Raw genomic sequence first — 14,736 nt, forward strand, 5'->3', positions numbered from 1 at the left:
TAATTATCATTCTGATACTCTCTTCTTATCATAATAGCAACCCCAACATCTTTCCTTAAGTTGATGCCATTGCCTGAACGGATACGTTTAATATATATATAAATTCCTATCTTTTATATCTAATAAACCAAGTGTTGGTACGATTGTTGCTTTCAGGAAGATGACGGTTTCTACTGTCTTAGCCAGTTTTTTTGACTTTTGATGCAATAAGTTTTGGTTATCTTTTCTATGCTCTATAAGCCCACCAATTACCATAACTTCGCCGCTCTTAATTTTTAACGTAGAGTGCATTTCTCTGGTTTCAATAATTGGAATGTCACTATTTAATTTCATTTTATTCTGCTGTGCGACATATTCTATATTTGGGTCTTTAGTGTAATCGTTAATTCTTGATAAGGTTGGATGTATATCCATGAATATTTCATTAGTATCAATGTTAATGCTTGGGTGGATTATTAACACCACACCTATTGGAGTGCTATTCATCTTGGTAATTAAGGCATGATTGGAGTTTCCGGTATCTTTCTGTATATCGGAAGTAAAATAGATATGGTTTTTAGTAAATGAAATCATTGCTTGCTGATTATTTATAGCATGTACTCTAGGGCTTGAAATTACGGTTGAAGTGCCAAACTTGTCTAAAGTTTTTACTAAATTTTCTAAATCAGAGTTCATTACCAGGCTAGTAATGGAACTATCTTGATTTGTTATAGATTTTGTTTCATTATGCAAATCATTTAAGTTGATACCAGAAAGGTATTTATCGTCTAATACAACTTCAACTATTTTGGCCTCGATCATTACTTGAGAAGACGCCAATTTCTTAACTTTATTAATATATTCTTCAACAGCTTTGTGAATATCTTTTCTAGCATTTAGAATAATGACACCAGCTTCTCTGTTGGATGAAAGAAATTCACCATCATCCACTCCATTAACATCCATTATTGCATTTAAGCCTTTTTCTAATGAACTCCATAAGTCACTGCTATATTGAGACTTTCTAACATTCCTGTCAGCATCGCTGCTTGTAACATTGCCACTAACGACAAAATTGCTTTGAGCAGAGTGTTGAATATTGATGAAGTCTACGTAATAATTTTGTGCATATGGCAAATCTTGTTCAATTCTAATTACACCATTATTCATTGAGTAACGCAATTTGGCGCTGTTGGCTATATTCTGAATTACTTCGTTTATGTTCTTATCTTTTAGCTTTAAAATAATATTACCTGATATTTTGGGATCTATGTCTAAGTTAACGTCAGAAAGTTTTCCTATCTCAATCAGTAAATCCTTTACTGGTACTTTTTCATCAACATTAATCGAAAGAAACTGATTACTGGTTGTAAGATCGGGAAACTCTACCGGTAAAGGTATCATTTCTGGTATTGCTGGTTCGTTATTCTTCAAAGGAGTATTATATTGTTGCAACGAATAATCGTGCTTATAATTGTCTATATTAACAGAATTTTGCTTGTTAGGTAGATGTGTACAAGAAATAATGAAAAGGAGTATTAAACATTTTAAAATAGCCATGAGGGCAGCATACAAATCTATACTAATAGTTTTCTATAAAAATGTTAAAAATGTATTTAATTGTATCCGTTCAGGGGAGTGGTTTAAGAAATGATAGATAGGAGATTATGAAAAGGGTTTAGCCGCATGGAAGTGGGATGAAAAGAAGCACTGGTTTCACATGCGTCTGAACAGACACCATTTTACAGCATTTTAAATTTGTCCTGTGCAATGTTTGTACAGTTGCGATAAAAATTACTTGACAAATTTTGACAGCTTTGTTATTTTGATAGTGAAGATATTCTAGAGCTCGAAATCTATCTTCGTCTGCAGACTTTTCAACTTCATTAATTTATAATCTCTAGTTAAAGTATATTGTACTTATGTATAGATAACTTCTATCATAGCTATATACATTTTTCTGAGTTTTTTTGTATTACTTAGGAGGATCATCATGTTTAAAATCATGGATTACGCATATCATTGACATAAATGCCTTAAAAGGACAGATGGTACCTACGTCCTCTTTATATAGATTATGTATTTGTTCAGATACGACTAAATTGTGTCTAGTGTAGAAAAAATTAGACAAATTCAGCCTTATATAGAACCAAATTCAACGGAAGTAGAATTATCCTCATTTCCATAATAGTAAGGATTTGCTTCTTGCGTATTATTAACAGCAGTTTTTAATAGTACTTCCTTATCACTATTCCATGCAACTTTCTCCATAATTGGAATATAATCCTTACACTTTTGATTATCTCCACAATCCTTGATTTTACTATCATCATTTAGATAACGCTTCAATGCATCATAGTATACTTTAGTGTTATTACCCTCTTTATCTATCATTTGTCCTAAGGTATTAACAAGTATCAATGGTGCAACTTGTTTTGCTTTTACAACACTTGTTTCACTGGACTCTCTAAAGAGATTAGGACATGCTCCTCTGGAAAAAAAGCTCTTGTTGAATTCTGGATTACTACGGTAAACGTTCGGGTAACAGAAACTCTTAATCTCTTCTTCTTGACACGCTAACTCTATTTGATCATCCACACATTTTTCACATTCTATATTACCAAGCCAGGATATTGAATTAAGATCCTCTGTAAAGGCAAATTTAAAATTTACTGCACCATAATTACCATTTGCTCCCTCTTCTATATATTTTGCAATCTTAGGATTACTGTACATCTCAGGATATAATTCCTTTAGTAAATCAGATGCACTAAAACCTTGACAACCTATCTTATTATCAACTTTATAAAAATGAGAATATGGCCCACAATTTTCATACTTGGAACAATCTGAGGTTACTTTTCGAGATGTAATTTCTCCATTTTCATTCTCTCCTTCATCAGTAACAGGTTCGCCCGTATCAATTTCACCTTCTCTATCGGTAACAGGTTTATCTATACCACTTCCTTTTTTACATTCTTCAGCTATTTTTTATACCACTCAGTCTCTGCTGATGATTGCTCTACATTTTAATTTCCGTAGCTGTTCACAACATTACACTCTGGAACTATATACCTAATATCGCATGCTGATTTCTCTCTTTATCTTCTGCAAATTAATTAAATGAAGGGCATTAAGTATCCACACTACTAAAAAAAGTGTGGTACAAAATATAAACATTGCAATGAGTGGCAGCAGTAAAGAACCTTCTATTGCTACTCCACCTTTTCTAAAAATACTTGCTGGCTGATGAAGAGTAGACCATAAATTCACAGAAAATTTTACTATGGGAATATTTATAGCACTAAAAATGGCAAATACTGCTGATGATTTCTCTGCTCTTGCTTGATTATCAAAAGCGCTCCACAATGAAAGATAACCAACATACAGAAAAAACAAAATCAGCATTGAAGTAAGCCTTGCATCCCATACCCACCAAGTACCCCATGTTCCTTTTCCCCAGACGCTACCTGTGATTAAGCATATTGCCGAAAAGACTGTCCCTGCAGGAGCAGCAGCATGTGCCAAAACACTAGCAACGCTATTGTTCCACACCAATGAAATGAAACTGAGTGATGCAATGAGTCCGTATATTCCAAGAGCAAGCCATGCAGAAGGCACATGAAGATACATAATTCGTACGATTTCTCCTTGTTTATAATCTCCTGGGGAGAAGAATAATGCTAAGAACATTCCAATTAAAAAACATGCGAAACAAATAACCCCAAGCCAAGGTAGAGCTTTTTTAGTAAAAGAAGTGAAATTTGTAGGCTTTAATAAAAACATTTGTTTTGAGAATAATTGTGTTAAGAATTTATCAATTAGTTTGAGTTTTATCAACAAGATAGTTTTTCTATATTTACGTAGTATAATAAATTAGCACAATTTCAGTAGCAGATTGCTTGCTATTATTTTTAGTATAACGTTGATGACCCTTAAAAAGCTTAACCTACACTTAGTGTCAGATTCAAGTGGTGAAACTGTTATATCAGTTGCAAAATCAGCCCTGAAACATTTTCGTTCTGTAGAAACTATCGAATATGTTTGGTCTTTTGTAAAAGGAGAAGAGCAGATCGATAAAATTCTGGAGGAAATTGAGAGAAAAAGTGATGAGCATAACTTTGTTATATGCACTATTACTGATGATGGGCTCAGAAAATATCTAAAAGATAATTGTATCAAGTTAAAAATTCCATATCGAGCAATATTATCACATATTATTAGAGAAATCTCATCCTATCTTGAAATTGAAAAGGATGAAAAACTTGACCTGTATACTGAAATAAATAACGAGTATTTTCAGCGTATTGAGGCAATAAATTATACCATCAATCACGATGATGGACAAAATATTCAAGATATTGATAAAGCCGATATAATTTTGGTTGGAGTTTCACGCACATCAAAATCTCCCACTAGTATGTATTTAGCTTACCGAGGCTATAAAGTTGCAAATGTTCCTTTTGTTAGCGAGATACCCTTTTACGTCGACTTAGCAAAATTAAGAAATAAACTGACTATAGGAGTAACAATAGACGTAAGAAGGCTAATAGAAATACGCAAAAATAGACTGACTTCAATTAATAATGAAGGTAATAATATATATGCTGACCCTAGAAAAGTAGAAAAGGAAATTAAAGAAGCAGAGGAGTTCTTTAAGCAAAATAACTGGCCAATTATTGATGTTACGCAAAGGTCGATCGAAGAAGTATCAGCAACAATTATACAATATTTTAATAAAATTTAATCAATTGACTAACTCGCTGTAAGTGATAATAATGTAAGGTAATTCTATTCTTACTGTAGATATGAAAGTTAAAGGATCGCTAAAATCTCATCGTAACAGAGATAAAAATTGTAAAGTTGTGAAAAGGGGTGGTAAGGTTTATATTATAAATAAGGTAAAGCCAAGATGTAAAGCGCGTCAAGGTTCTTAGCTTTTTGTTTTCCTTTTTATGTCATATGTTTTTCATATGGAAGCATGGTTAGAAAGAAACAAAAACTGTTGCATAGTACTGCCCATTTCTTCTCTTACATTATATTTTGGTATTAACATGATTACAGGCAGACGTGGCTTGTTAACATTAATTAACTTAAAAAAAAGAAATTAATTACGTGCGTCAACAAGTCCATGAATTTTAGTTCCACCCTAAGCCCTCTTGAGCTTGAGAATTTTTTCTATATATAGGCTGAGCATGAATGACATCTGATCATCAATTATGCAAATCTTGTTGTGCATACTTAAGTCATTTTGCCAAAATTCCCTTTTTGCATCACCTTTTAAACCTCTTGTGTATACTTCTGTAATTGTGGTAAATTTTTGATCATTGGCAGCCACTTCTCCACACTGCTTCCATACATATTCTCAACTTCTTCTCGCTTTTACTGTGTATTCCTTTTGTGCTCTTTAAAACGGTACCTTCTATATATATATTTATTGTCATTAGGCTAAGTTACCGCTTTTTTTCCATTTTTATACTTCCTGCCCTTGATTAATTTGACCTGCTAACATTTTGTTTACAGGGCCTGCTATTAACTCTGCACAATTTATTCTTATGGTAAAAACTTCTTCTTCACTCTTATTTTTCCTTAACTTGACGCATATGGTTTGTTAAATACTCCCGTCTGTCAAGGAATTTCTACTCATGAAGGTTATGGCTTGGAAGATTACTGAAATTTTGAAAAATGTAGTCTACTTCTATATTCAAATATATCAAGCAGTAATTCAAAATTAGCTATTGTACCTTTTGCACTATTATATGCAAGGTTGAGCAATTCTCTGTCCTCATATAAATCAGCAAATTTAAACTCCATGCACCCTGATTGTTTTGTGCCTAGAATATCTCCGCTACCCCTCAGCATCATATCCTTTTCAGCAATATAAAATCCATCTTGTGACTCACACATAATCTTTAACTTTGAATACGAACTTTTACTGAGATTGTCATATAACAGTACACAAAAAGACGGTTTATTTCCTCGTCCTACTCTACCTCTTAACTGATGTAATTGCGATAACCCGAACTGCTCTGCATTCTCTATAATCATAATAGTTGCATCTGGTACATCTATGCCAACTTCTATCACAGTGGTTGCAACAAGCAGAGAAAATTCATTTCTCTTGAAGGAAAACATCACTTGATCTTTCTGCTCTTGAGTTAGTTTTCCGTGTATTATTCCGACTCTATCAAAAAATGTCTTTTGTAGTTCCTGAAAGCGCATTTCTGCTGCGGCAATATTGAGTTCTTCGTTTTCTTCTATGTATGGACAAATCCAATATGCTTTTTCGCCTCTATTTATAGCATTTTTCAGTCTTTGAATAATATCTGATACTTTTTTAACGTTCATAATAACGGTTTTTATTGGCAATCTAGATTTTGGTTTTTCCCTTAAAATAGAACATTCAACATCACCATACATAGCTTGCTGCAAGGTTCTTGGAATGGGAGTTGCAGTAACAAAAAGTATATCGGTATTTTCTCCTTTTCCTACCAACCGATTCCTCTGTATCACTCCAAATCGCTGTTGTTCGTCTATGACTGCGAGTCCTAAATTTTTAAATGTAACGTTAGCTTGAAATAATGCATGAGTACCAATTACTATATTTAAAATACCACTTGCAAGTTCGTTCATAATAATCTTTCTTTCCTTGCGCGCAGTTTTACCGGTAAGCAAAGCAACTTTTATATCAGTACAAGATAGAGCTTCTTCGATCCAATTATAATGTTGCTCAGCCAAGATAGTAGTTGGTGCCATTAGAGCTGCTTGCATGTTATTTTCTACCACATTCAGCATCGCAAAGAGTGCAACTACAGTTTTGCCACTCCCAACGTCACCTTGCAGCAGACTTACCATGCGGTATCTGGATTTTTGTCTTTCTGAGATTTCATCTATCGCTCGAATTTGATCATTTGTTAATTGGAACGGTAATTCATTTAAGACCTGCTCTTTGTATTTACTCAATATTATAAATTCTTTTCCCTCTTTTTTTACATGATTTTCCCTTGCAAGCTTTAGTGCCAACTGGTACGCAAATAGCTCATCATAAGCAAGTCTTTCTCTGCAAACTTCTGCTTCTGCGAGTGAGCTCGGTCTGTGCAATCTTATGATGCTTTCTTTCCAATTCAGCCATTTCTTTTGCTTGATTAATGTTTCATCTATCCACTCTGGCAAATCAGGCAAATCTTTTAGATTAGAACTTATTATGTTTCTAATGCTCTTGTTAGTAATACCGCGACATAATTGGTAAACTGGCTCTATGCAGGCTATTTCTTTAAATTGATTGATATCAGATAACATATAATCTGGGTGAGTAATTTGCCAATGTTCGGCAAACTTTTCAAGTTTACCACTGATTACTATATCTGTTCCAACTGGAAATAATTTATACAAATATTTAACTGAGTAATTAAAAAAAACTATAAATAAATACTGACTTTCACTTTCAACGATTATTTTATATGGCCTACCTCTAACAGTGGGGCGCTGGTGCTCATACACTTTTGCCATAAAAGTTGTAAATTCTCCTACTTGAGCATCAGGTAGTGATTTACTTCTATCCACATAACTGAGCGGCCTATAAAACAGCAAGTCCATTACTCTGTCTCCACCGCAAAGTTTAGGCAATATTGCGGAATGAAACTTTGGTATATTCTCAATTTTACTATTTAGAAAAGTCAGCACACTTGACTGCTCATCAACATTCATACTGTGTAAAACCGTTTATTCATAATAGAGCCTTACTAAAATCCTGTCACCCTATTATGACTGTCTATGTTAAGTATATTATTGACATATTAACTATTTTTATGTATTATTATACTATCAGCAATTCATATCAAAGTATTAACAATGAACAACTCTACACAGGAAAAAAATGAAAATCCAGTCGTTACACTAAAAGCTCAGGCAGAAAAGTTTGATTTCAGTAAGTTAAGAGCTCCAAGAGATAATAAAGCAGCAAATTCTGGTGAAGCTATATATAAAGATTTTGACAGAATGGACTTTGTTATTAAAGACAGAAATATAGACAAAATCTTAATTAAAGCGCTGGTAAACAGAAATAAGGAAGGATTTGATAAGATTTGGGAAGAATATTGTGAAGATCCGGAAATCCCTAGTGATAAAAAAACTGATCAATATAAAGAAGAGATTAAAAGATTTTACGATTTAGGCAAAGAACACACGCATCTATTACCGAAAGAAGGAGATAAAAACAAGAGTTATCGTGCATTTGCAAAAGAAGTTTTTAAGGAAATATTTGAATATGCCAACGCTCAGGTTCCAAGTGACTCTCTCTTAGAGGAATTGGTTACCAATTGTAATCAGGCAGGGTATGAAGCTGGTGTATTTATAGAATCTCAATTTGCACTTAGCCAACATTCATTGAAAATACTCTCACCTAAAAAAGTTATAAATATCTATTATGTTGACCAAAATAATGTGAGTGTTAGATCTGATATGACATTACCAATACTCTCCCAAGAGAGTGATGTTCAATTAGGTGACAAGGTATGCGATCTATCCAGCTCACTAGAATTTACACTTGAATCTCAAGATGGGAAAGATGATGTGATATATAAAGATGGCAAATTGTCACTTACTGTGCCTAGAAAATTGAGAGATTACAAAATTGATGGCAGAAGTTTATTTGATACCATTAAAGAATATTTCTACAAATTCTGCGAGAAGTTAGGATTCAAGTTTGAAGTAGAAATAGAACACAATTTTGAAGAAGAAGATTCTTTATATGAAGGTGAGGAGTATAACTTTGAGGGAGCACGTCTTGTGTTTCAAGAACAACCTCAAAACTATATAGAAGATCCAGATGTGGATCCTCTTAATAAAAAACGTGAAATTTCACCTTGATAATATGTACTAGACGCAACTTAATCTGACAGAAAAACTAATGTCAATCTCTATGTTTGATGCTACTAATATTTTTCTAAAAAGCAATATGCTTGCTATCAAGAAAAGTCTGCATAGCAATATTTACCTAAATGAGGCCTTGTCTCAATTCCTAAATATAGCTGTGATTTTCTGGTTTATCATAGCCCATATCAGTCAAAATGCGCGATAATAGCACCATCAAAGAAAGATATATTAAAAAGATTAGCGGCAGTAATTGCAGTTTTCTCTGTTTGCCATAGCAACTCTTGAGTAGGTATCAGTAATAATGATAATCTATATATCTGCTATAAAACCTCGAGATCCGTAGAATAGGGCTGACTAAGGTTCTCATACATTCCTGTATGCTGAGAACATAAAAGCTCTTTTGATTCTATTCCTAAATCCTCAAGTATTTGCTCCTGTTCAGCTATAAGTTCTAATAGCCCTGTTCCACTTTCACTTACTTCACTTCGTTCAAGACACATAAGTTCTGTTAACTCTGCTATGTCTTCTCTAGAAAGCTGATTTTTTTCAGAAAAAGTTGCTTCACTCATATGGTCCTCTTTTTGATATAAAGAGTATCTTATACAAGAGAATAACTAAAATAATCTAAACTCTTGTGTCATATTTGTAGCTTGGTGTAGTTATATGGTACATTTCAGATAAGAGTACTGATTATCTAATTGTAGGAGAAGACCTAGTCAAAATATAAAAAAGCAGTGGAATTTGGGGTGGTAAATTCAGAAGTGTCTGAATAACTGTGTGAACTAAGTTCGGAGGAGAATAGTATCAAGAAAGGAGAAAATTATATGGTCTTACCTTTATTGATGTATTAATTGAGAAGAGTTCTTAAAAGTTAATGTTTTGTTAGTTGTTTCATACTAAAATAGGGATATATAAATAATTAGAAGAATGTTATGCGGTCTAATTCCAATTCACTTAATAAATACGGATATGTATCTGATGCAAATGGATTGTCTCACCAACAAATGGGAATGTATGATGATTTAGGAAGATATGAAGTTGCTGATGAAGATATGATGTACCAAAAAAACTATGGTATTATTGGTGATAGTTTAAAAAAAGTAACAAATCTGACTGGAGATACAGCAAAGAGTATAGCAGATTACCTTATTAAACCTGTTAGTGATCAGGTTGCAAAGCAAATCGTTGTTCCATTAGGAACGGAGATTATAAGTAAAATTGTCGTACCTATTACAAAGAAAGTTGCAGAACAAAATCAAGACATGATAAAAGAGCTAACAGATAAACTCATGGTTCGCGTGGAAGATTTTGCTCGGTTACAAATAGAAAAATTAAAAGAAGACGTAAAGCAAGAGATAACATCAATACCAGGTAAAGTTTTAGAGAAGATAAAACCTTCTTCATGGCTTCCATGGAAAGCAGAAAGTTTGGATGAAGCTTATTCTGACACTTATGTACCAAATGATATAGATGAATTTGCATGGTAGAGCTTCAAGGTTTAGCAAAATGTTTTTTGGTTTATATTCGCTTGAGGTTAACATCATTGGCCTTAAGCTTTTTTTAATGCTAAATGATCTTACTGTATATCTACAAATTCTTCCTGTGATTTTCAACTCTAGAGGTTATGCTTAAATTATAATATCTACCAAAAAAATAGTCATTTTGCTTGGATATTTGATATAATTTAGATCTATTAAAGCAAAAGCATGAATGAAGTAATAACATTTGGTTGTCGTCTAAATTTCTACGAGAGTGAGTTAATCAAAGAAGCATTAAAAAAAGCAAAGAGAGAAAATGTTGTTGTAGTGCATAGCTGTGCAGTGACAAACGAAGCAGAACGCCAAGTGAAGCAAAAAATACGTAAGATCTATAAAAACGACCCAAGTAAAGAAATTATCGTAGTTGGCTGTGCCGTTCAATTAGATCCTAAATCATATAGTGATATTCCTGGTGTAAGTAAAGTGCTAGGTAATCAAGACAAGCTAAGAGCTGAAAATTATCTACTAAATAATGATGAAATCTTAGTCAGTGATAACCAAGTAGAACCTATTCTCATTAATGGATTTGAAGATAAATCAAGGGCATTTATTGAAATTCAAAATGGTTGTAATCATAGTTGTACATTTTGCTCAATTACTGAGGCAAGAGGAAATAATCGATCTGTGCCAGTAAACAATATTATAGAGCAAATTAAGATTTTTATAGAAAATGGGTATCAAGAAGTGGTGTTTACAGGTGTTGATATTACTGATTTTGGTACAGATTTGTTTGGTAAGCAATCACTCAGTTCAATGATTAGAAGAGTTTTAAAGGATATACCACAGTTAAAGAGACTAAGACTTTCCTCTATTGATGTTGCTGAAGTTGATGATGAACTAATGGATTTAATAGCTAATGAGTCAAGACTTATGCCTCACTTACACTTGAGTCTACAGTCTGGTAATAATTTAATACTAAAGAGAATGAAACGTCGTCACAATAGAGAACAAGTGATAGAATTTTATCATAAAATGAAGAGCTTAAGACCTAATATAGCATTTGGCGCTGATATTATTGCTGGATTTCCAACAGAAACTGATGAAATGTTTCAGGATACAGTTGATTTACTGAAAAAAATAAATGTAGTTTATCTACATGCTTTTCCATATTCAGAGCGGAAAAACACACCTGCTGCACGGATGCCACAAATACCAGAGAATGTACGTAAAGAACGAGTAAAGCATCTAAGAGAAATAAATAAAGAAATGATGAGCAGTTTTTATCAATCTTTGCTCGGCACTGAGCAAAGCGTTTTGGTTGAGCAGAATAATATTGGTAGAACAGAAAATTTTGCATTAATAAAACTTACATCAAGAGTTCAAGCTAAAAGTATTGTGAAAGCTCATGTTAAAGGAATAGAAAATAATTGTTTAATTGGAAATATTATTTCTTAATTTTTGTACATTAAAGGAATATATGATATAGTAGTTATACTATAAGTGATAATTCATTTATGATAATTAGAATATCTATTGCTTTATTTTTCATCTTCATTCCGTGTGTCTATTTTTTTATTACTTATATCAGTAACAATACACACATTGAGCAAGTACAACCGTTAAAATTAGAAACAGATAATAATGAAAGTGTAATACGTTCTGAAGAGGTTGCTGAAAGAGAAATACCAATAAAATATCAAGAACTTAAAAGTAGTTCACCTTCTATTTTCCAAGCAGCTGGTCAGAAAAATATGTTGCCACGTATTACAGATCAAGCTGAACCTACAAAGGCAAAATCAAAAAAACTTGATTTCTATGTTAGTGCTAACGGTGGTAAGATATACAATGATAATTCAGAAACATTTGTAAAGGGTATAAAGGCAATAGGAGAAAGGTTTATTAATTTAATCAATACAGCTAATCCTAATCTTTCTTTGCAAGAAAAAGTAGTATCATTGTTTATCAAAGCGGGATTAGTGGATGAAATTCAGAGTATAGAGAAATTTAACGGCAAAATTGATTTCCAGTGGCTTAGGAGCGTATCTTTAGGTTACTATGCTGGGGAAAATGGCCGAGTTGATTTTGAAGCTATGTATTCTACAGCCAATATTAAAGATAGTAATTCTCCTCCGGTATTTGAGAAATCAGCAAGCGTGTTTGCATTTTTATTAAACTTCTATTATAACTCCAGCATTCAAGATACACAATTTGCTCCGTATATTGGTCTTGGTATAGGGCCAACAGTTTTTAGATTAAAAAAGATTAATGGGTCACCAGAAAATTCAATGCCACTGAATGTTCCTTGGTTTGCTTATCAAATAAAGCTTGGTGTTGACTACTCAATAATCCCAGAAGTTAAAACCTTTTTCGGCTATCGTTACTTTAGTATCCCAATACCTATTGCAGATGATATATCCACTCATAATATTGAAGTTGGTTTGATGTTTAATTTTTAGTAATAATATCTTTTCAATTCTAATATCCTGATTTCCATTCAGAAATTTGATAAATCTATCCATATCTTTAATCTTATGGCCATATCCTTTGTGATAGCCTGAAGATGGTTTCTGTTTCTTTTTTCCTTTTCTTCCACAAATATATTGGTTTTATGCTCACTAAATTGGTGAGCATGTTACAACGTTTTTGACGACGAAAAGACTGGATAGCTACTTTCATGACAACCATTTAGTTGTCTTTTCTCGTCTATCTTATTTTGTCACTCTGCTGAACAGATACTAAAGTACTAGCTTTTGTGGGTTGATGCACAATTCTATCAGAAGTTTTGTGACTATAATTGCAGAAAACATCGAGCATAAAACTCCTATCGATAAAGTGATAGAAAATCCTCTAATTGCTCCGCTACCAATAATGAACATTATTCCTGAAGCAATTAGTGTAGTGAGGTTTGAATCAAGAATTGTTTTTATTGCGTTTTTAAATCCTTCTTCAATGGCACGAGCTGTTCTTTTTCCTGCTCTTATTTCTTCGCGGATGCGTTCAAATATTAAAACATTTGCATCCACTGACATGCCAACAGTTAGCGCAATTCCAGCAATTCCAGGGAGAGTAAGAGTTGCTTCAAGTAAGGTAAGAATGAGTAGTATAGAGATTACATTAAAAACGAGTGCAACAGACGCTAATAAGCCTAATTTGCCGTAAGTAATGATTATAGATAAACCAACGGCTATGATAGAGATTATTGCTGCAATTTCTCCTGCTTTTATTGACTCTTCTCCAAGGCTTGGACCAATGTTTTTTTCTTCAATTATTTTAAGTGGTGCAGGTAGTGCACCTGATTTTAAAAGTATTGCAAGTTCACTCGCTTGTTTTTCAGTGAAATTACCGCTAATTTCTCCCTCTCCATTTAGAATAGGTTCACGTATTGTTGGTACAGTTAAGACTGTGTTATCTAAAACAATTGCAAAAGGCTTTCCTACATTTTCTTTAGTAATTTTTGCAAATTTTTTACTTGCTATGCTGTCGAATTTGAAATGTACTGTTGGTTTACCTAAATTGCCAAATCTAACTGATGCGTTAACTAATGAATCACCGCCTATTTCAGTTTTGCGGAATATCGGGTAGGAATTACCCAAAGAATCCTTGAGCATAATCGTAGTGTCATGATCGATATCTTGCATTTTAGCTACATTGGTGTTTGCCAAATGGAAGGCCAGCTTGGCTGTTTTGCCAAGCAGAGATTTTATCTGCTGAGTGTCTTCTACTCCAGGAACTTGGACTAATATCTTATTTTGTCCTTGTTTTTGCACACTTACTTCCTTAGTACCAAGCTTATCTAAGCGTCTTTGAACATTAACTATTGACTCTGAAACTACTTCATTGATTAATGAATTCTTATAATGCGGTTTATATGAAATGAAAATTGCAGTATTTTTTCTACTCAATTCTAAATTTGGGTTTATTTTATGTATTAACGTTGAAACTTTTTTGTAATCATCAATATTATTTAAAGTTACAACCACTTGTTTATCGTTTTTTGCGCTAAATTCAATCTTTTGTGTTAACAGACCTTCTTTTATTTCATCGGTTAGCATGCTTAGTTTCTCTTTGAAGTAAAAATCTAAGTCTACATTTAGAAGCAGAGATGATCCACCTTTCAGGTCAAGCCCTAAATTTATTCTCTTTTTTGAGGTAAAGAACTTATTATCAATAAAATTTGGCAGTATTATATATAAGGACAGCAAAAAAATTAGTAACACTGAAAGAGATTTAACTGTGAGCTTGTTTAGCATAAATTTAAACTGTACTTAGGTACAGTGTAAACTGAATGGTTGCTAATCACAAGCACCTAAATGAAAAGGTCCGTGAAAGATAAAAAACAAGCCTAGAACCAATATCTCTATAATTGATTTTGTTCTTCTAGAACATCATTTATTGTCCCAAATTT

At 33.0% G+C, this 14,736-nt stretch carries 12 protein-coding genes; 6 read left to right on the forward strand and 6 right to left on the reverse strand.

Features of this window, described 5'->3' with window-relative positions:
* Positions 1-87: 87 nt before the first annotated feature.
* From AAGE00_RS02920 to ccmC, 3 genes are all read right to left on the reverse strand, one after another.
* Complete coding sequence (locus tag AAGE00_RS02920; RefSeq protein ID WP_213863770.1) at positions 88-1,554, reverse strand: type II secretion system protein GspD; 1,467 nt, start codon at positions 1,552-1,554, stop codon at positions 88-90.
* 564 nt (positions 1,555-2,118) lie between these two features.
* Positions 2,119-2,715: a hypothetical protein gene (locus AAGE00_RS02925; protein ID WP_241653902.1), complete on the reverse strand. Its 597-nt coding sequence runs from the start codon at positions 2,713-2,715 to the stop codon at positions 2,119-2,121.
* Between the two features lie 339 nt (positions 2,716-3,054).
* Positions 3,055-3,765 carry a heme ABC transporter permease CcmC gene (gene ccmC / locus AAGE00_RS02930; protein ID WP_007301928.1) on the reverse strand — a complete coding sequence of 237 codons (711 nt, stop codon included), beginning with the start codon at positions 3,763-3,765 and terminating at the stop codon, positions 3,055-3,057.
* 142 nt (positions 3,766-3,907) lie between these two features.
* Between ccmC and AAGE00_RS02935 the strand changes: the two genes are divergently transcribed.
* Both AAGE00_RS02935 and ykgO read left to right on the forward strand, forming a co-directional pair.
* Positions 3,908-4,726, forward strand: a complete 819-nt coding sequence (locus AAGE00_RS02935) for a pyruvate, water dikinase regulatory protein (RefSeq protein ID WP_019236612.1) — start codon at positions 3,908-3,910, stop codon at positions 4,724-4,726.
* 61 nt (positions 4,727-4,787) lie between these two features.
* On the forward strand, positions 4,788-4,916 hold the full coding sequence (gene ykgO, locus AAGE00_RS02940) for a type B 50S ribosomal protein L36 (protein ID WP_006015378.1): 129 nt from the start codon (positions 4,788-4,790) through the stop codon (positions 4,914-4,916).
* Positions 4,917-5,646: 730 nt separating this feature from the next.
* Here ykgO and recG read toward each other — a convergent pair.
* On the reverse strand, positions 5,647-7,686 hold the full coding sequence (gene recG, locus AAGE00_RS02945) for an ATP-dependent DNA helicase RecG (RefSeq protein WP_052265032.1): 2,040 nt from the start codon (positions 7,684-7,686) through the stop codon (positions 5,647-5,649).
* Positions 7,687-7,830: 144 nt separating this feature from the next.
* Here recG and AAGE00_RS02950 point away from each other — a divergent pair, with 144 nt between their 5' ends.
* Positions 7,831-8,847, forward strand: coding sequence for a hypothetical protein (locus AAGE00_RS02950; RefSeq protein WP_341815344.1), 1,017 nt, complete (start codon positions 7,831-7,833; stop codon positions 8,845-8,847).
* A 326-nt stretch (positions 8,848-9,173) separates the two neighbouring features.
* On the opposite strand, the gene AAGE00_RS02955 is transcribed toward AAGE00_RS02950, so the two are convergent.
* Positions 9,174-9,422, reverse strand: a complete 249-nt coding sequence (locus AAGE00_RS02955; RefSeq protein WP_007301923.1) for a hypothetical protein — start codon at positions 9,420-9,422, stop codon at positions 9,174-9,176.
* A gap of 363 nt (positions 9,423-9,785) precedes the next feature.
* Between AAGE00_RS02955 and AAGE00_RS02960 the strand changes: the two genes are divergently transcribed.
* From AAGE00_RS02960 to AAGE00_RS02970, 3 genes are all read left to right on the forward strand, one after another.
* On the forward strand, positions 9,786-10,340 hold the full coding sequence (locus AAGE00_RS02960) for a hypothetical protein (protein ID WP_007301922.1): 555 nt from the start codon (positions 9,786-9,788) through the stop codon (positions 10,338-10,340).
* 219 nt (positions 10,341-10,559) lie between these two features.
* The gene (gene mtaB, locus AAGE00_RS02965; protein WP_010402133.1) at positions 10,560-11,786 is read left to right on the forward strand and encodes a tRNA (N(6)-L-threonylcarbamoyladenosine(37)-C(2))-methylthiotransferase MtaB; all 1,227 of its coding nucleotides are present in this window, start codon (positions 10,560-10,562) and stop codon (positions 11,784-11,786) included.
* A gap of 59 nt (positions 11,787-11,845) precedes the next feature.
* Complete coding sequence (locus AAGE00_RS02970) at positions 11,846-12,787, forward strand: P44/Msp2 family outer membrane protein (RefSeq protein ID WP_213863769.1); 942 nt, start codon at positions 11,846-11,848, stop codon at positions 12,785-12,787.
* A 279-nt stretch (positions 12,788-13,066) separates the two neighbouring features.
* Here AAGE00_RS02970 and secD read toward each other — a convergent pair whose 3' ends face one another.
* Positions 13,067-14,581, reverse strand: a complete 1,515-nt coding sequence (secD, locus tag AAGE00_RS02975) for a protein translocase subunit SecD (RefSeq protein ID WP_213863768.1) — start codon at positions 14,579-14,581, stop codon at positions 13,067-13,069.
* Positions 14,582-14,736 lie beyond the last annotated feature (155 nt).

Source organism: Wolbachia endosymbiont (group B) of Aricia artaxerxes (genome assembly GCF_964026975.1).
Lineage (GTDB): Bacteria > Pseudomonadota > Alphaproteobacteria > Rickettsiales > Anaplasmataceae > Wolbachia.